We start from the raw sequence: 18919 nt of genomic DNA, 5'->3' as shown, positions 1-18919 counted from the left end.
GGTAACAATAATCATCAGCGGTATACATTTTGTACATAGTGTCGGGTCGCCGGTAGCAGTTGTCCTGACAAAGAATTACAGACGGCCCCCTGAGTATTTTTACAATGGCGAAGCGTGGCGCGAGCGGGTGACCACCAAAGCCTGTGAGGATCTGCAATGAAAAATGCGGTAGCTTTTTGTCTGAGTTTAACTTCAGCAGTGTTGCTGAGTGCTTGTGTCTCGACGGCCCGGATGGCGCTGCCCGCGTCCGCTGGCGCTGTTGCGCAGCATCAGGTGCAGGGGGCAAATCCCTTTGCCTGGGATAAACCACTGCAATTCGGGACCTGGTCTACCGGTCAACTCAGTGATAAAGGCCGGCTGGATACCGGTGTTAAAGTCGGCAAGCTGGGGTTTAGCGGCACTTATCATGCAAAAAGCCTGACAACAAATACCGGTACTACCGCCACTTGTGATGGCTGGTTGTTGCGTGTCAGTAAAGGCAGCCTGTCGCTGGATCCAAGCTTTGGCAATATGCCGCTGTTGTCCTGTGTGTTTTCCGGCCAGCATCAGGGCGAATTGTCGCTGCGCCAGGATAAGCTGAATCGTCTGTCGGGCCAGTTGGTCACTGCCAATGCTGTGTACGACATCACATCGGAGCATCAGCTGGAAGGTGGCTTATTCAGCAGCGCTGTGCCTGTCGGCTTTCACCTGAAAAAACAACAGCAACTGTGGTGGTCCATTGAGAAAATCAATGCTGGCCGGGTGCTGGTCTGGCAGCAAAGTCCTGTGGCGGAACAAGACCTGCTGGCGGCGGTCAGTTTGGTGTTGTTAGCAACCGATTTTGACAATCTGCAGTGGGATGAGCCGGTTTCCTGAAAGATGTTTTCCGGACGTTCAGGCCACTGGGCCGGATTATTCGGCCCAGCTCGCTCGGATCTGCAGCATCTTCGGCAGTTCCTGCACCAGTAAATCCACCTGCCGGGTCACATCATCGGCCAGCACCTGATGCGCATCTTGTTCCAGGTTGGCGCAAGTGGTTTCGTCCACAGCAGCCGGTGTTACTTTCGGCACGTCCAGATCTTTGGTTAAATCGGTATCGATAAAACCGACATGCAGACCAAGCACTTGTGTCTTTCCAGCAAGGTGAAAAGAAACCGGAGGCAGGATAAAAATCAGCTGGCAGTTGCGGCCAACACCACTTGATCGCGGCCCTGCGTTTTGCCCTGATATAACGCCATGTCGGCGGCTTTAATTGCCTGCTCCAGCGCGAGGGCCGAAGTTTCAACCGGGCTGATGCCGAAGGTAGCACTCAGTGCGATATCAAGCGGGCTGGTGTCGAGCGTACGGATCCCCAGCCGTAACGCATCGACCAGTTGTTGCGCCTGCGGCAGCGTGGTATTTGGCATCAACAACAAAAATTCTTCGCCACCCCAGCGAGCCAGCAAGTCCTGACTGCGCAGGCGCTGACGCAGATAAGCCGCGACCTGACGCAACACGTCATCGCCGGCATCGTGACCGTGCATATCGTTGATTTGTTTAAAGTGATCAATGTCCAGCAGGGCTAAAGTCAGCGGGGCGGCGTGACGGCTACGCTGCGCCTGCAGCAGTCCGGCGGCATATTGCAGGGCACGCCGGTTCATTAGACCGGTCAGGCTGTCGGTATTGGACAAGTGTTGCAGTTGCTGGTTGGCGGCCTCCAGTGCTTGCGTGCGTTCGGCGACCAATGCATCGAGCTTCTCCGCCCGTTGTTGCAGCCGGTTTACCCGATACCGGTAGCTCAGGTACAACAACAGACTGCCGGCCAGCGTCAGCAGGCCAATCCCGGCTGGTTGTTGCCACCAGGGCACCGGTACATCCAGCTGCAATGGGTGGGTATGAATAAACTGACCACCGGCCTGTGCCATCACTTCAAGCTGATGCCGCCCCGGTGCAAGCTGGCTCAGTGTTAAGACTGCTTCTGGACCAAAAGCCGTCCAGTGCTGCTGCGCGTTCCAGCGGAAAAAATAATTGACCTGTAAATGGCGCTGAAAACTGAGCAAGCGGAACTTCAGCTGCAGTTCCTGCACCCGCGCCGGCAACTGTAAGACAGTGTTGGATTCGTTCAGGCTGAACAGTTGCTGGTTCAGCCTGAACTCGGTCAGATGCAGCTGCATATTGGTCGGCACCGGCGTCAAATCAGTGTGCGCGATCTGCCATAAGCCATCGCTGGTTGCCAACTGGACCTGGTCGGATGGCAGCGGCACAATACCGTGTAACTGTGCCGCTGCCAGATTTAATTCTTGACGTGGCGTCAGCAGGCGGATATCAGTGCCATCCGGCCGCATTAACATCACGCCGTTGCGGGTCAGTACCCAGATAAACTGTTCAGTACGGGTGATGCCAATGACCCGGATATCCGGCAAACCTTGCGCCAGACTGAGCATATCAACCTGACTGAAGTCTTTGCTAACCCGCAGTAAACCGCGATCAGTGCAGAGCCAGAATTGGTCAGCTTCTGCCAGCAGGCAATTAAAATAACCGGTTGCCAGATCTTGCGGCGGCTGCCAGCGCAGTTTCAGTTCGGTCGGCAGGCCCTGATATAGTTTGCCCTGGCGGCTTAACAGCCACAGCTGCTGCTGCGCATCTTGCTGGATGTCGATGACGCCTTCCTGTGCCTGCAGTTTCGTTTGCAGCTGCACCGGCGGTGGCAATGCAGCAGCGGTATCCGAAGGCGCAGCGATGCGGTAGACACCATGTTCCCACAGACCCAGCCACAAAGCGCCATCGGCGGCCCGTGCCATCCGTTCAATATTCAGACGGGGGGTGTTGGTCTGTAAATGGACTGGCGTCAGTCCTGAGTCCGGCTGGTAGCGGTACAGGCCCTGATCGGTGCCAACCAGCGTCTGACCGGCAAACTCAACGACGTCACGCACATAGGCTACCTGATACTCCGGTGCAAAAATCAGTTCCTGCCAACGGCCATCTTTTAGCTGCAGTAATGATTTCTCCAGCGGTTGCCAGCGGGCACTGGTGGTGACACTGTGCGGGCCCAGCCGGTGTTTCTGCGTCGGACTGATAAAGGCGCTGACGGACGGCTGCCGGCTTTTCAGTGGTGGTTCCGGCACACGCATCAAGCCGCTGTAGCGGGTGCTGAGCCAGATATTGTTCTGCCGGTCGCGGTACAGACTCCTTGCATCAACCGCTGGCAACAGCAGTTCAGATTCCAAACCCGTTGGCGTCAGACGCTGGCGGTACAAACCATCAATAGAACCGACCAGCCATTGGTCGGCGCTTTCGCTCATAAATACGTTGGTATTGCCTAAATCGGAGCGGTGGCGGATCACGCCATCGCGTAAATCAAGCAGTTCAATCCCGGCGCGCCGGCCAATGAGCAGATAGTCGCCATGGACTGTGACCGCGCGGATCTCTGTACCTGCTAAATCACCGATTTGCAGCCAACTGCCCGATGCCTTGCTTACGGGGTTAAATTGATAGAGGCCTTGACTCGTTGCGACCCAGAGGGTGCCATCGGATTGTTCGGTCAGTTGCCAGATGCGCTGGCCGAGCAGTGGCTGCACAATTTCAGCGGTGGTGGCATTGGCGCGCAACAGATACAAGCCTGTGGTCGTGCCAATCCACAGGTTTTGCGCTTTGTCGTGCTGCATAAACTGAATGCGGGCATCGGCCGGTACAGGCGCGCTGACCTGGTGCCAGTGTCTGCGCTGCGGGTCGAGTTGCCACAGGCCATGGCCCCAGGTGGCCACCCAAAGATTATTCTGACTGTCGTTGACGACCTGACTGTAACTGAACGGCGGGCCTGCATTGGCTGGACTAAAACGCAGGTACTCGGTGCCGTCAAAGCGTAATAAGCCGTCATATTCTGCCGCCAGCCACAGAAAGTCTTGCTGGTCCTGCGCCACGTCATAAACGATACCGGGAACATTTTGCAGTTTTTCCACCGGCGTGGCGTGTAGTTCCAGCGCCGGAGCGGACTGAAGCAGCAAGACGCAGGCATAACAACACAGCAACCAAATCCTGGGCAAAATGCAACTCCGTGATCTCAACATCCGGCTTAATGTATCGAAATTGCCACCGGTTTACCAGTCAGAGGTACAGTGACGGTTTCAAGCCAGCTGACTTAAAGTTGCACGGAAGCGGCGCAGCGACAGGATATAGAGCACAGTGCCAATAGTGACCAGCGCCAGCAGTTGCGGCCAGACGACATCCAGCCCGGCCCCACGGTACAAAATGGCCTGAGACGCCATGACAAAATGGGTATTCGGCGCCACCAGCATCAGTTGTTGTACCAGTTCTGGCATGCTCTCGCGCGGGGTGATGCCGCCGGATAACAACTGCAGAGGCAACAGGACCAGGATCAGCATCAGGCCAAATTGCGGCATGGAACGCGCAACGGTCGCCATAAAGATCCCCATCGACGTGGTGGCAAACAGCTGTAGCGCAGCACAGGTCAGAAACAGCAGAACTGAACCTTCCACCGGGATGTGCAAAGCGCCGCGGATCACCAGCGTCAGCGATAGTCCGGTGGCTACCAGCACCACCAACCCCATCGCCAGCACTTTAGACAGCATAATTTCGCTGGGTGTCACCGGCATCACCAGCAAATGTTCGATAGTGCCGTGTTCACGCTCGCGGATCAGCGCTGCACCGGTCAGCACAATCGAAATCATCGTGACACTGTTGATGACCTCCATCACAGAGCCAAACCAGCTCGAAGTCAGATTCGGATTAAAGCGCGCACGCAGCACTAAATCGACCGGCAGCACCGTATTGATGCGGTGGTGTTGCTTAAATTCATTTAATTCACTGGCGACGATCTGGCTGATATAACCGGCACCGCTGAAGGCTTGACTGATCCGCGTGGCGTCGACACTCAGCTGAATTTGCGGTGTCCGGCCTGCCAATACGTCGCGCTGATAATCAGGCGGTATGTTCAGCACAAAGCTGTATGTGCCGGCGTCCAGAGCCGGGTCAACGTCATTAAGGCTGATCTGCACCGGTGGTAAAAAATACGGCAGGTAAAAGGCACTACGGATCCGGCCCGACAACGGCGACTGGTCTTCATCAACAATGGCAATCGGCGCTTTGTGCAATGTTTCCGGCATCGACGTCGCCGCCACGTAAATATTCAGCGAAAACGAGTAGAAGATCAGCAATAGCATCACTGGATCGCGCCACAGGCTCCACAGTTCTTTTTGGCCGAGCCGCCAGATATTGCTGCGATGAGAGGTCATCCGCGCTCCTGTTTTGGTAATAACCACAGCGCCAGCAGCAATACCGCAGGTACCGCCAGGCTCATCGCCAGCAGCGCCGGATAAATATCCTGCAGATTCAGCGCTTTATTAAAGAGACCGCGGCTGATCGACAGGAAATAACTGGCCGGATGCAGTATGCCGATCAAGCGGCCACTGCCTTCTAGGGCCGACACCGGAGTGATCATGCCGGCAAACTGCACTGCCGGAATAATGGTACCCAGCACAGACACCAGGATGGCGGCGATCTGCGATTTAGTGAAGGTGGATGCCAGCAGGCCAAAACCGGTGGCGAACACCACATAGACCAGCGCACTCAGCGTCAGGGCGACAAAACTACCAGTCAGCGGCACAGCAAATATAGTGACCGCCGCCACTAACATCAGCAGGTAGTTCAGCAGCGCGAGCAGGATGTAGGGCAGTTGTTTGCCAAGCAGGAATTCCAGCTTGGTCACCGGCGTGACATACAGGTTGATGATAGAACCCAGTTCTTTTTCCCGTACAACGGACAGGGCGGTCAGCAGGGCCGGGATCATCAGCAGTAACAGCGGGATCATGGCCGGCACCATAGCTACCAGACTTTTCACATCCGGGTTATAGCGAAACCGTGTTTCTACGCCGGCGCTGAAACTGACGTTGGTTCCCAGCGCTTCGCGAGCTTGTTGCGTCAACCAGTGCAGATGCATGCCCTGCACATACCCTTTAATCGTCTCGGCGCGATTGGGCATAGCGCCGTCGATCCAGGCGCCGATTTGTACCGAGTCGCCGCGGCTGATGTCGCGGCCAAAATTGGGCGGGATCTCCAGCGCCAGTGCCAGTTCGCCGCTGCGCATCCTTTGGTCGATTTCTGCACCGCTCTGCAACGCCGGCCGTTCGATAAAATAACGTGAGCCGGCCAGGTTTTGCACATAATGGCGGCTCAGCAGTGACTGGTCGCGGTCCAGTACGGCGAAGTTCAGATTGGCCACATCCATCGTGATGCCATAGCCGATAAACAGCATCAGCACCAGACTGCCCAATAGCGCCAGAGCGCCGCGGATCGGGTCGCGCCTAAGTTCGAGTGCTTCGCGACTGGCATAGCTCCACAGCCGGCGCCAGCTAAAGTGACGCGATGCCGGCGCGGCTGTCACTGCGGGTGCTGCCGTGCTGACAGCTGCGTTTTGGGTTTGTTCGCCGGCGCCGGCTTGTTGCAGATAACGGATAAAGGCTTGTTCTAAGTCGGTGGCCTGCTGACTGGCAATAATGGCGGCCGGGGTGTCGCTGACCAGCACTTTGCCGGCATGCATCAGCGAGATCCGGTCACAGCGCAGCGCTTCGTTCATAAAATGGGTCGAGATAAAAATGGTGACTTTGTCCTGCCGCGCCAAATCAACCAGCAGTTGCCAGAACTGATCCCGGGCGACCGGGTCAACACCTGAAGTGGGTTCATCCAAAATCAGTAATTCCGGCTGATGCACCATCGCGACAGCCAGTGACAAACGCTGCCGCATTCCCAGTGGTAATTGCTCCGGCAGTGCATCCTGTTGTGCCGTCAGGCCAAAGCGTTGCAGCATCAGCGCGACCCTGGCATCGATGCTGGCTGCCGGCACATGGAACAGCCGGGCATGCAGCACCAGGTTTTGCCGCACGGTCAGCTCGCTATACAACGAAAAGGCCTGTGACATATAACCGACCCTGGTTCGGGTCGAAATATCGTCTGGCCGCAGTGGCTGACCAAACAACCAGGCCTGACCATGGCTGGCCGGCAACAAACCGGTCAGCATTTTCATCGTGGTGGATTTGCCACAACCGTTGGAGCCTAAAAAGCCAAAGATCTCGCCCTGACGGATTTGGAAACTGACCCGGTCCACCGCAGTAAAATCGCCAAACTGCATACTGAGCTGTTCCGCAGCAATGGCTACAGCCGTGTTCGCATCGGTCAGCAGTGGCGGCACAAGGACCTGATGGTGCTGCTTGCGTAACTTCGCTGGCAACAAAGCAATAAAAGCTGCTTCGAGGTCGGTGGTGCCGGTTTGCTGGTGCAGCTGCGCCGGCGAGCCGCTGGCCAGCACCCGGCCGCCATGCATGATCAGCAGGTGATCAAAACGCCCGGCTTCATCCATATAAGCGGTGGCGACAATCACGCTGAGGTCGGGCTTTTGTGCGCGGATCCGCTGGATCAGCTGCCAGAACTGACTGCGCGCCAGTGGGTCGACGCCTGTGGTCGGTTCGTCCAGGATCAGCAATTGTGGGTCGTGAATGAGCGCGCAGCACAAGCCGAGTTTTTGTTTCATGCCGCCGGACAATTGACCCGCCGGACGCGCCAGAAAGGCCGACAGGCCGGTAGCAGCGGTTAGTTCATCGATGCGGCGGCGCCGCTCTGACGCGTCATGCCCAAACAACCGGGCGAAAAACTGCAGGTTTTCCTCCACCGACAAGCTCAGGTAGAGGTTTTTGCCCAAACCCTGCGGCATATAGGCAATTTGCGGACAGACGCGGTTACGCTCGCCTGCCTTTGCCAGATTGGCCCCAAGCACTGTTACTTCGGTCTTACCGTTGGCGGCTTGCTGGATCTGCCGCGCCCCGGCCAGGATCGCCAGCAGGCTGGATTTGCCGACGCCGTCCGGGCCGAGCAATCCGACCATCTGACCGGCCGGAATATCCAAATCCAGCTGGTCGAGCGCCAGAGTGTCGCCATAGTGCTGCGACAGCTGCCGCACTCGGGCAACAGGAGCGGCCTGCGGGGTCACTGCCATGACTTATTGCACCAGCGGAGGCAGGCTGGCCGGCCAGGGTGTCGTTGGGTCAAGCCGCAGATACGCCATGCCGGGTAAACCTGTTTTCACTTTTGTAATGTGTTTTTCCAGTAACGCGCTATCGATGCGTGCTTTAACCCGGAACATCAGTTTTTCCCGTTCACTGGCCGTTTCGACGGTTTTAGGCGTGAACTGCGCGACATCGGCGACATAAGACAGCTGGGCCGGAATGGCATATTGTGGCAGCGCATCCAGCACCAGCCGGACTTCAGTACCCAGCGCGACCTGCCCGGCCTGGCCGGAAGGCAGGAAAAATGTCATATACACATCGGTCAGGTCGATCAGGCTCAGTACTTTGCCACCGGCAGCGACAATCTCACCGCTTTGGGCGATCCGATACTGGATCCGGCCAGCCCGTGGCGCAGTCAATTGATTGTCAGCCAGCTCCACCTGAACTCTGGCCACTGTCGCGGCGACCGCATCGACGGCAGATTGTGCCGCCAAAATTTGTGCCTCGCCGGAGGCGATGGCTGCATCTGCAGCGTTGATTTGTGCCCGGGCGGCACTGACAGCGGCATTGGCGCTTGCCACCAGCGTATCGTTATCGTCGGCCAGTTGTTTCGATACTGAGCCGGTCTTGGCCAGAGTGCCGGTGCGTTTAGCCCGGTTTTTGGCTGCGGCCAGTTCAGCCTGGCGCTGGACCAACAGGGCGGATTGCGCGGCTTTTTCGCTGATCCTTTGTTGTAACTGGCTTTGTGCTGTCACAGCAGCGCTTTGTGCCTGACGCAACTGCGCCTGTGCCTGCGTCAACTGTGCGGTCAAAGCGTCGGATTCAATTTCGGCCAGCAACTGGCCGGCACTGACGAAGTCGCCTTCGTTCACCAGAATATTTTTGATCCGGCCAGCAGTTTTGGCGGCGATGGCTATTTCTGTGGCTTCAATCCGGCCATTACTTTGCAACAAACCGTCCAAAGCCGGTCGCTGCAGGTAGTTTTGATAGAATAGCCCGGCGCCGGCCAATACCACCACGGCGATCACGGCCGCTTGCAGCCTTTGCTTCCCTGTCAGAGTGTTGAGCATGTAAAAGTCCTGTCTGAGTCCCGGCGAGTTGCTGCGATAATCGGTACTTTACGCCTGTTTTCGCCGGTAAGTTGTGTTAATTCACCGTCGTTTGATGTAGCGCAAAGGAAAATAAAATTGTGCCGGGGCGCACCGGGGTTGCTATCCGTTGGAGAGCTGCGTACAGAGTGCAAATGCTGCTTGCTATCACCGGTACGAGTTCCGACAATAGCGTTCTTTGCGCAACATGAAAAAACAGGGCGGATGCAATGGAGTGGGATGACAGTGCTGATTTTGACTGGTGTGAGCAGCAGTTTACGGCGATCCAAAGTTATGTGGCGGCGCAACAAATTCCGCATGGCCTGATCTGTGACTGGCCTGAGTGGTATACCGCACCTTATGTTGGCTTATGGGTGGTCGAAGATCCGCAAGATCCGGGGTATGCCGGCCACTGGATTTTGGCAGGCGACAGCACAGGTGCGCAGCCACAGCCAGTGCCTTTTGATCATTTGCCGGCCGAAGACCTGACTGAACCCCGTGACGCCATGGCTGCATTTGCCAAACGCTGGGCGGCATTAGCAGCAAAAGCCAGCAAAGGCGAGGCCTGGCAAGGCAGCCCAGTTCTGGCTGGCGATGTGGCGGCTCAGGCGAAACAACTGGCTCGGCAAGCGCAATTACTGGCGATGTGGGCGCAGGACGAAGATCTGTGGGCAGAGGACTAGTTTTTTCAGCGGGTTTCACGGGCCCAGTGCGTTTGCCTGACAGCAAAAAGGCCTGTCGGCACCGGCTGCTGTGCGAGCGCTTGCACAAAATGGCGCCAGTCTTTACTCTGCTGCAACACCCGTTCAAAGCTGGATCCGATGCAATATATCTGCGTAGCCGATGACCATCCGTTATACCGGGATGCGCTCAAAGACGTGCTGACCCAGCACTTCAGCGACCTGACCGTGCTTGAAGCCGGCTCTTTGGCTGAAGTGCAGGCAATGGCCACGCGCTACAGCGCTCTGGACTTTATTTTGCTGGACCTGAATATGCCGGGCATGGCCGGATTAAATGGTCTGGTGCAGTTACGGCAACAATTCCCGCAGATTGCGGTGGCGATGTTGTCCGCTGAAGACGACAAGCAGACCGTGTTGCAAGCGATGGCGTTTGGTGCAGCAGGTTTTATTTCCAAAGCGGCCGGACGACAGCAACTTGTCAGTGCACTGCGGCAATTACTCAACGGTGATATTTATTTGCCGGCTGATACCTTCCGTCAGAGTCCTGTACTGAGCAACAACGCCTTTGAACACAAAGCCGAGCAAGCGTTGCTGCGCGGGCTGACCAAAAAGCAGATCAAAGTATTGCAGCGCATGGTCAGTGGCGAGTCGAACAAACAAATCGCCGAAGCCCTGTGTATCGCCGAGACCACAGTGAAGGCGCATGTCTCCGCCGTACTGGCCAAACTGGGCGTACCGAGCCGGGTGCAGGCCATTTTGTTAGCGCGTGACCTCGATTTCAGTTTGTATCTCTAAATCACTTTTCGTTCCAGCAGATGCCGCAGCAGCGTTTTTAACTGCAGCGGCCGTACCGGTTTGTATAACACCTGATACCCCTGTTGTTTTAATTCAACAGCCAGTTGCTGCTGGCTGTTGGCGGTGATCATCAACACCGGCAGCTGTGACCAGCCAGGTTGCGCTGTGAATTGTTGCGCTAGCACTGTGCCTGTCAGGCCATCAGCCAGATGATAATCGACAATCAACAGATCGGGTTTTTCCTGACCGGTAAAGGCTGTGGCATCGGCGCCGCTGTACACCTGATAACCCCAGCTTGCCAGCAAAGTGGTCATCGCCTGACAAATCGTATGGTCATTATCGATCACCCAGATGGTGCCGCCCGTCGATTCCGCTACCGATAGAAACGCTGGTGGCGTCTGTTGTAGCGGTGTGGTGATCGGCAGTTGCAGCGCAAAAACGGAGCCACGGCCAGGCGCTGACTGCACCCGCAGCGGATGCGCCAATAACCGGCTTAAGCGTTCGACAATCGCCAGACCTAAGCCGAGCCCGGCGTCAGTCGCCCGGCTTTGTGGTAAACGCTGAAACTCCTGAAAAATCAGGCTGAGATGCTCGGCTGCGATGCCCACACCGCTATCGAGCACCTGGATCTCCAGACCGGCTGCGCGCCGCCGGCAACCCAGCAATACGGCGCCACCGGGCGGGGTATAACGCAGCGCGTTCGTCAGCAGATTTCGCAGGATCCGCGCCAGCCAGGCCGGATCTGTCCGCACCGTGACGGTGGTTGCTACTGCGCGAAAACGTAGCCCCTTGCTGCTTGCCATCGCGTTAAATTCACTCGCGAGCGCCGCCAGCAAAGGCCCGAGTGCGATACTGCTGCAATCCGGTTGTAGCTGGCCGGCGTCCAGTTTGGATAAATCGACCAGGGTGCGCAGCAAATCACCGACGTCATCGAGCGCTCGTCCGGCGGATTGCGCCAGCTGTTGCTGGTTCTGATCCAGCGGTTGTTCCAGCAAAGCCCCGTTAAACAGCCGGGCAGCATTGAGCGGCTGCAACACATCATGGCTCACTGCCGCCAGGAACTGGCTTTTCGATTGATTGGCCTGTTCTGCCGCTGCCGTGGCGTCCCGCAATTGCTGGTTCAGTGCCGTCAGGGCCGCGGTACGTTCAGCGACCCGCTGTTCCAGATGCAAATTCGCCTGCCGCAGCGCTTCTGAGGTGCGTTTTCGTTCGGTGATGTCACGGGTTAACACAAAAAAACCGCTGATTTGCTGTAGCTCGTCGCGATGCGGTACATAGGTTTTGAGCAAATGCCGCCATTCACCGGCAGCATTTTGTTCGTCGATTTCAAAAATGGCACTGTCGCCGGACAGTGCCTGCTGCACATAAGGCGCCAGCCGCGCTGCACCCTGCGGGCCATGCGCAGCGTCCAGCGTCTGGTTCAGTAAACTGCCGGCCGGCACGCCATAAAATTCGTCATAACCCCGGTTGGTAAACAGATAGATCCCCGCAGCCGACAGGTATGCAATCATCGCCGGGACATGGTCGGTAATAGTGCGGATCCAGCGTTCGCTTTCAGCCAGGGTTTCCGAGTAACGCACAGAGCGTCGCAGCTCGTCATAGGCGCGGGATAACTCGGCGGTGCGTTCGCGCACCTGTTCTGCCAGCACGGCCGCATGTTGAAAGGCGGCATAAGGCGCCGCGGGGCCGGTATGAAGTGCCACATGACCTGCTTCCACCCGTTCAATCAGGGCCTGATTGATTTTGCGCAGCTTCAGGTTTTCGGCCTGTAGCGCCAGCAGCTGTTGCGGCAAACTTTCATCTGCCGGCGAGTCGTGATGGCTCAACGTCAGCCCTCCGCCGGTTGCGCGATGACGACGCCGGTGAACGTTTGGTTCAGATGTACGCCCTGAAAATGCTCGCCATAAGTGTTAAAGCCAAAGACGCGGTGCGCGCGGAAAAACTCTGATGCTTGCTGCAATGTCTGACGCTCGGTGCTTTCCAGCCGGCGCAGCACACAATCACAGCCAATGGTGATCAGCGGCTCGCCAATCCGCTGTTCAATCTCGGCAAAGCGCTGCTGCAAGTCAGGCAGAATAGGCTGGGGCTGCATCGTCGTGAGGACCGCGCCCTGACCCACGGCACAATAAAAAGTCAGGCTGTTATCGGCATGAACCCGCTGAATGGAGCGGACATAATAATCTTTGCCAATTCTGACCGCCAGCGGGTGCAGGGCGAATACGGTGGCATTGAGGTCGGTCACCTGACAACCGATGGCGGCGGCATAGGCCAGCGCCGCCGGCTCGGCATTGAGTTCATGCACTGTACGCATATCCGCAGACGCAGCGGTGACGACCAGTTTATCGCTCAATGCACTGACATGATGGGTGCTGAACACCTCAAAAGGCAACGTGGTGTGTAGCATAATGACCGCGGCCGCCCCCTGATAAAACCGGCCGTCGACAAAGATATGCGTGGCGCTCAGCAGGTTGTCATCACCGGCCGAACCGCCAAAATGGGCGATGTTGCCAAGCGCGGCTTCCAATGCCAGCAAGACCATTTCTTCCTGCGCGGATAATCCATCGAGTAAGGTCAGCACAAAAGGCCGGGCTGTTGGGGGCAGGGCTTGCGGCTGGTTGTGTTGTAACAGGCCATCGACCAGCTGTTGTGCCTGCAACAAATCAAAGGCAGCCAAGTCCTGAATGCAAGCCTTTGCGACCTGAAAATGACTGGCACTAAAGCCCAGTGCACAGATAGTGCCCTGATCGTAACCGCGTGGGGTGATTTCACCGGCCGTGGTACAGCCGGCCAGCGTCACACCGGCAAAAAAGTGAGCAAAGGCGTGTTCGAGCGCAGAACGGTCATATTCGGCCGAACAAAAAAACAGCACAAAACCGGGTTTGGCCGGCAATAACTGCGCGGCAAGTTCGGCAACGGCCACGCGGGCATCAGCGGCTGCGGACATGGCAGCGACAATCAGATCGGAACGGCAGGACATTGCTTCGCCTCGGTGCAGGTTGGGCGGCAGAGATGGACCGGATTGTAGGAGGATTTTCCTGTCACAGGCAAGCCGGACACAAGTCCGGCGCCGTGACAGGCAGAAGGTCCATTCAAAGCTGGGCTTAGAAAAAGCCCAGCGGGTTGACGTCGTAACTGACCAGCATATTTTTGGTTTGCTGATAGTGATTGAGCATCATTTTGTGATTCTCGCGGCCAACACCAGATTTTTTGTAACCACCAAAAGCGGCATGGGCCGGATAATGGTGATAGCAGTTGGTCCAGACACGGCCCGCCTCAATGCCGCGGCCCATCCGATAGGCGCGATTCATGTCACGAGTCCACAAGCCGGCGCCTAAGCCAAATTCGGAGTCGTTCGCTATCGCCAAGGCTTCCGCTTCGGTTTTAAAGGTCGTGACGGCGACAACCGGGCCAAAAATCTCCTCCTGGAAGATACGCATTTTGTTATGGCCTTTGAGCAGCGTCGGCTGAATATAAAAGCCGCCGGCTAAATCGTTGGTCAGCGCTTCTTTATCGCCGCCAATTAAAACCTGCGCACCTTCTTCACGGCCAATGGTTAAGTAGCTCATGATTTTGTCGAATTGCTGCGCGGAGGCCTGCGCGCCAACCATCACGTCGGTATCCAGCGGATTGCCGCGTTTGATCGCTTTGGTCCGTTCGATGACTTTGGCAATAAAGGCATCGTAGATGCTCTCTTCCACTAACAAGCGGGACGGACAGGTACAGACTTCGCCCTGATTAAAAAACGCCAGCACCACGCCTTCAATACATTTGCTTAAGTAGCTGTCTTCAAAATTCATCACATCGGCAAAGAAGATGTTCGGCGATTTTCCACCCAGTTCGACCGTCGATGGAATGATGTTTTCAGCGGCGCATTTGAGGATGTGTGAACCGGTTGGCGTGGAGCCGGTAAAGGCAATTTTAGCGATGCGTTTACTGGTGGCCAGCGCTTCGCCCGCTTCACGGCCATAGCCATTGACGACGTTGAGCACACCGGCAGGCAGCAAATCTTCAATAATCTCAATAAATTTCAGTATGGACCACGGCGTTTGTTCGGCGGGTTTTAACACCACACAGTTGCCGGCGGCCAGCGCCGGTGCCAGCTTCCACGCCGCCATTAACAGCGGGAAATTCCATGGGATGATCTGACCCACCACACCCAGTGGCTCGTGAAAATGATAAGCGATAGTGTGCTGGTCGATTTCACCAATACTGCCTTCCTGCGCTCGGATCGCCGCAGCGAAATAGCGGAAATGGTCAACGGCCAGCGGTACGTCGGCGTTCAGGGTTTCCCGCACGGCCTTGCCATTGTCCCAGGTCTCGGCCACGGCGATTTGTTCCAGATGTTGCTCCAGACGGTCGGCAATTTTCAGTAATAGGTTCGAACGGAAGGTCACAGATGTGCTGCCCCAGCTCGCTTTAGCGGCATGGGCGGCGTCCAGCGCCAGTTCAATATCTTCTGCAGTTGAACGTGGGATCTGACAAAACGGCAGTCCTGTTACCGGCGAAATATTATCGAAGTACTGGCCTTTAACCGGCGCCAGCCACTCGCCGCCAATGTAATTGCCATATTGTGCTTTGACGGTAACAAGGGCGCCGTCTTGCCCAGGATTTGCATAAATCATCATCTACCCCGTGGATTTGTTGTTATGGTCAGCTGGTCGTTGCCATCTGCCTTGTCCACTCTGATGTTATGCCTGCCGTCCGGTACTGAACATTCGCCGGACGGACAGAAAAACCAGTACTAAAGTCGTAATTTTGCCTGTCAGCGGATCAGCTCATACTGCTTGGCGGCGGTATCAGTCTGCAGGCCAAAATGGCCCAGCGCATAGGTATAAGTGGCGTCCTGACTCCAGATACTGCTGCTGTGCACACCATAAATCAGACAAGAGCCAGTGCTGCACACCACCTGATCTATATTGCTTTTAATCGAATAGACCCGGGCGCCAAACCGCACGCCGTACAGGCTGTCGAGAAACGGGTTGCCGACGGACAGACCAGCGCTGCCGCAGGTTGAGGTCACGACGTTAAACGGATAGACGCCGCAACTGAGCAAGCCGCGAAAGGCTCCGGCGACGCCAACAAAGGCATCGATCTGGCTCGCCACCGCCAGTTTGTTGATTTGCTGCGCGGCCAGCGTCGCGCCCATCGAATGACCAATCACATCGATTTTTCCGGTACAGGAGCTGGCCAGCGCATTTTGGATCGCGCTGCGAACCGGTGTTTCTTCGCTGCCGTTATGGTCGTTACAAGCGGCGCAGCTGGTGCTGCCCCAGGCCGGGCGGAAAATCTGCGCGGCGCTGTAGCCTTTGCTCAGCAACAGATTGTAGGTGTTGTTCCAGCTGGCAGGCGTGGCGGTATTGCCATGCACCAACACGACATTATCCAGACAGGCGGCCTGGGCTGTCGCAGTGCCAAGCAGGAGTACGACGGTAAAAACACGGGACATTAAACGTTGGTATAAAGGCATAGCAGGTGCTCACTCAGTTGCAGGGGGGGAGACATCTACCATAGGAGTCTGTGCAAAAAATCGACATAACACTTTGGTGCTGTATCGAGGGCGGGATAGGATTTTGTGCGGCGCTGCGAAAGCAACAGGGCGGTTTTAGCCGCCCTGTTCTCTGATGCTGTGCTCGGATGCCGGTTAAATCGGTGCGCCCGGCGGCAGTTGTTTAGGCACAAACACCGGTTGCCAGGTGCCGTGTTGCAGATACTGTTGCCATTGGCAGGAAAGCAATTGTGCGGTGCCGTCGTCGCGTTTTTGCAGTTGTTTGCCAAGGTCGGTCATGCGCTCACGTAGCGTGGCGCGCGCTTCCGGTGCTAACTCGGCATTGAGCAGATTTTGCATCAGCTGGTAGAAGACCACGTGACTGACGCGTTGCTGCAGCAGACCTGTGGCATCGTTACTGCTGTCGGCCAAAATCGTCTGGTCAAGCACAGTGCGTAGCAACGCATCCAGTTGCTGCTGACTGCTTAAGCGGTTCAGCCGCTGTGGATGCAATAACAGGCTCAGCGTATGGTTGGCCGAGGCTTCGGCCGCCGACAGCGGATCAAAGGCTAAACCAACGCGGCCCTGAAAACTCTCGCGGCCGTCAGCATCGCCATAGGCTTTGGGCGGGATCAGCGCCAGCAGCTCATTCGGCAGCGCCAGAAATTGGGGTGTCAGCGTATCGAGTAACGCCGCCAACGCTGCCTGTTGTTGTTTTGCTTCTACCCACTGAAAGCCTTTCGGTTGGTCGTAATCGCCTTTTAATTCATATTCATAATGGGCGCCGCCCACCAGTTTACTGACCGCTTCGACCTGATAACGATGCAGCGCATAAATCGGTACTAAGGCTTCATGCAGCGCCGACAAAGGCCGGTTTGTTGCGATGTTATCGAGGCCAAACTGTTTGAGTGCAGCGGCGCGGACTTGGCTCAGCCGGTTCAGCTCCGCCACCGGATCGGCACCGCTGTCCCACAAATGGCCAATGGCACTGACACCACCTTCCGGCCGCGCATCTTCATCGGCGATAAATTGCAGGCCTTGTTGTCTGGCTTGTTGCACCAGCGCTGCGCGCGCGCTGTCACTGTGGTCGCCATAACCATAGGCAATTGCATACAAGTCCCATTCACCAAGACCTTCACGATAGGCCTGGTCCAGCGCTAATTTGCCATTGCGCAGGTCTACTTGTGGATGCGGATAATCCATCACCGTCGAGCGGCCATTGGCGCTGCCGGCAAAGTTATGAATAAGCCCCAGCGTATGGCCCACTTCATGCGCAGCAAGCTGACGAATACGCGCCAATGCCATGGTTTTCGCCGCTTCAGTGCTGCCGTTTGGCTGATATGGCGCGGTCAGGCCGGTTGCGATCAGGAAATCCTGCCGCACCCGCAGTGAGCCTAAAGTGACATGGCCTTTGATAATTTCGCCGCTGCGCGGGTCGGTCACGCCATAGCCATAGGACCAGCCACGCGTCGCCCGGTGCACCCACTGGATCACGTTGTAGCGCACATCCATCGGGTCGGCATCTGCAGGTAAGTCTTTGACCTGAAATGCATCTTTATACCCAAGTTTTTGGTAGGCCTGATCCCACCAACCGGCGCCTTGTTTCAGTGCAGTACGCACCGGCTCCGGTACGCCAGGGTCGAGGTAATAGACAATTGGTTCAACCGCTTCGCTAATCGCGGCGGCCGGGTCTTTTTTCTGTAAGCGGTGGCGGGGTAATAAACGCTGAACGATCGGCGCATCAAAGGCGGTGGCGTAATCCATGTATTCCACTTTCCAGAAACCGGAATAGGGATGAAAGGCGCGAACTTGATAACCATCTTCCGGCAACGCCACCAGCGAATGGTGCAGATGCACTGTGATCGCCTCCGGTGCCGGCGTGACTTGTTTGACAAATTCACCGGCTTTAGTGCCGATGTAAGTCACCATGGCTTCCAGTTCGGTATTGCGCGGGAACGCCTTGCTGCGTTTGAGATAGACCCCGCTGCGGCTGGCATCCGGGCTGAAATTGCCTTGTTGCTGCGCCTCTAACTTCGCGCTGATTTGATGCATATCGCTGTGCAAAAATGCGGTGTAATCGACCAGTAGCTTGTTGCCGTCGCTAGCCACCACCGGCAAGCCGGCCAGCACCGAACTGGCAAAAGCCTCGTTGATACTCTGGCGTTCGGCCGGATTGGCGGAATTGGCGCGGTAATAGGTGTTCAGCTGTTTTAGCATCACTTTATTGCCGAATTGTTCAAACTGCACCAGCCGGGTTTCCCCCAGCTGGCCGCGGTCCAGGCCAATATCATTAGAACCGACGCCACGAGGTAACGAGCTTTGGAAGATAAACGGCTGCTCTAATTTATCGACCTGCAAATAGACTTTGTCGGTTTTGGCATCGTAATAGAAATCAAAATAACCCTGTTGCTGCACCATGCCTTTGGTAAAAGCGGCAATCGCAGATTTTTTGCTGGCGGCTTGCGTCACTGCTGCGGGCTGGCTTACCGCGGTATTGGCCAGCGTCACAACAGGGCAAAAGGCAGGCATCAGCCACAGTAAGTGGGTGAGTTTCAACGGCTTCATCGGGCGTCCTTGTAGTTGTATGGCAGGGCGGCGCCGCAAATCACGTCGCCTGAGAGTGCAGTTAACATACAAGCTCAGTTGCAGAAAAAACAACCGCTAAATGAATGGCTTCGGTGAATGGTGGTTCAGTGGCGGTCAGTGGGGCTGGCTTTATCGGCGTTTGGGGGGCGTGGCTTTGGGCGAGTGGCGAAAGTGGGACAGTCTACTGACCGCGACAATCATCGTACGGTGTGTGACGTCCAGCGGAGTTCTCTTGCCGATACCTAATATCTCATTCTGTGAGTAGGTACGTGCAAGCGTGAGCGCCGCCGTACAGGAAATCAGCATATATTT

The 18919-nt window shown here is 56.5% G+C and carries 13 protein-coding genes; 3 read left to right on the top strand and 10 right to left on the bottom strand.

Annotated elements, in window-relative coordinates:
- Positions 1–156 precede the first annotated feature (156 nt).
- On the top strand, positions 157–855 hold the full coding sequence (locus ACFFJP_RS12110; RefSeq protein ID WP_377244143.1) for a hypothetical protein: 699 nt from the start codon (positions 157–159) through the stop codon (positions 853–855).
- A 36-nt stretch (positions 856–891) separates the two neighbouring features.
- Here ACFFJP_RS12110 and ACFFJP_RS12105 read toward each other — a convergent pair whose 3' ends face one another.
- The 5 genes from ACFFJP_RS12105 to ACFFJP_RS12085 all read right to left on the bottom strand — a co-directional run bounded on the left by ACFFJP_RS12105 (position 892) and on the right by ACFFJP_RS12085 (position 9043).
- The gene (locus ACFFJP_RS12105; protein ID WP_377244140.1) at positions 892–1104 is read right to left on the bottom strand and encodes a Rossmann-fold NAD(P)-binding domain-containing protein; all 213 of its coding nucleotides are present in this window, start codon (positions 1102–1104) and stop codon (positions 892–894) included.
- A 47-nt stretch (positions 1105–1151) separates the two neighbouring features.
- Positions 1152–4001 (bottom strand): ligand-binding sensor domain-containing diguanylate cyclase, encoded by a 2850-nt coding sequence (locus ACFFJP_RS12100; protein ID WP_377244137.1) that lies wholly within the window; start codon positions 3999–4001, stop codon positions 1152–1154.
- A gap of 81 nt (positions 4002–4082) precedes the next feature.
- Positions 4083–5210, bottom strand: a complete 1128-nt coding sequence (locus ACFFJP_RS12095; protein ID WP_377244134.1) for an ABC transporter permease — start codon at positions 5208–5210, stop codon at positions 4083–4085.
- On the bottom strand, positions 5207–7963 hold the full coding sequence (rbbA, locus tag ACFFJP_RS12090; RefSeq protein ID WP_377244131.1) for a ribosome-associated ATPase/putative transporter RbbA: 2757 nt from the start codon (positions 7961–7963) through the stop codon (positions 5207–5209). The genes ACFFJP_RS12095 and rbbA overlap by 4 nt, the downstream gene beginning before the upstream one ends.
- Positions 7964–7966: 3 nt before the next feature.
- The gene (locus ACFFJP_RS12085; RefSeq protein ID WP_377244128.1) at positions 7967–9043 is read right to left on the bottom strand and encodes an HlyD family secretion protein; all 1077 of its coding nucleotides are present in this window, start codon (positions 9041–9043) and stop codon (positions 7967–7969) included.
- 248 nt (positions 9044–9291) lie between these two features.
- Here ACFFJP_RS12085 and ACFFJP_RS12080 point away from each other — a divergent pair, with 248 nt between their 5' ends.
- On the top strand, positions 9292–9744 hold the full coding sequence (locus ACFFJP_RS12080; protein ID WP_377244125.1) for a DUF4826 family protein: 453 nt from the start codon (positions 9292–9294) through the stop codon (positions 9742–9744).
- A gap of 138 nt (positions 9745–9882) precedes the next feature.
- Positions 9883–10536, top strand: coding sequence for a response regulator (locus ACFFJP_RS12075; RefSeq protein WP_377244122.1), 654 nt, complete (start codon positions 9883–9885; stop codon positions 10534–10536).
- Here the strand turns inward: ACFFJP_RS12075 and ACFFJP_RS12070 are convergent.
- The 5 genes from ACFFJP_RS12070 to ACFFJP_RS12050 all read right to left on the bottom strand — a co-directional run bounded on the left by ACFFJP_RS12070 (position 10533) and on the right by ACFFJP_RS12050 (position 18586).
- On the bottom strand, positions 10533–12362 hold the full coding sequence (locus ACFFJP_RS12070) for an ATP-binding response regulator (RefSeq protein WP_377244119.1): 1830 nt from the start codon (positions 12360–12362) through the stop codon (positions 10533–10535). The genes ACFFJP_RS12075 and ACFFJP_RS12070 overlap by 4 nt on opposite strands.
- Positions 12363–12364: 2 nt before the next feature.
- Positions 12365–13513, bottom strand: a complete 1149-nt coding sequence (nosP, locus tag ACFFJP_RS12065; RefSeq protein ID WP_377244116.1) for a nitric oxide-sensing protein NosP — start codon at positions 13511–13513, stop codon at positions 12365–12367.
- A 124-nt stretch (positions 13514–13637) separates the two neighbouring features.
- A complete protein-coding gene (exaC, locus tag ACFFJP_RS12060; RefSeq protein WP_377245710.1) occupies positions 13638–15158 on the bottom strand; it encodes an acetaldehyde dehydrogenase ExaC in 1521 nt (506 codons plus the stop codon).
- 140 nt (positions 15159–15298) lie between these two features.
- Positions 15299–16003, bottom strand: coding sequence for an alpha/beta fold hydrolase (locus ACFFJP_RS12055; RefSeq protein WP_377244113.1), 705 nt, complete (start codon positions 16001–16003; stop codon positions 15299–15301).
- 174 nt (positions 16004–16177) lie between these two features.
- Positions 16178–18586, bottom strand: a complete 2409-nt coding sequence (locus ACFFJP_RS12050) for a zinc-dependent metalloprotease (protein ID WP_377244110.1) — start codon at positions 18584–18586, stop codon at positions 16178–16180.
- Between the last annotated feature and the right edge of the window lie 333 nt (positions 18587–18919).

It is taken from the genome of Rheinheimera tilapiae, from assembly GCF_042432165.1.
In the GTDB taxonomy this organism is placed as follows: Bacteria; Pseudomonadota; Gammaproteobacteria; order Enterobacterales; family Alteromonadaceae; genus Pararheinheimera; species Pararheinheimera tilapiae.
This window is presented reverse-complemented; position numbering and strand designations above follow the sequence as displayed.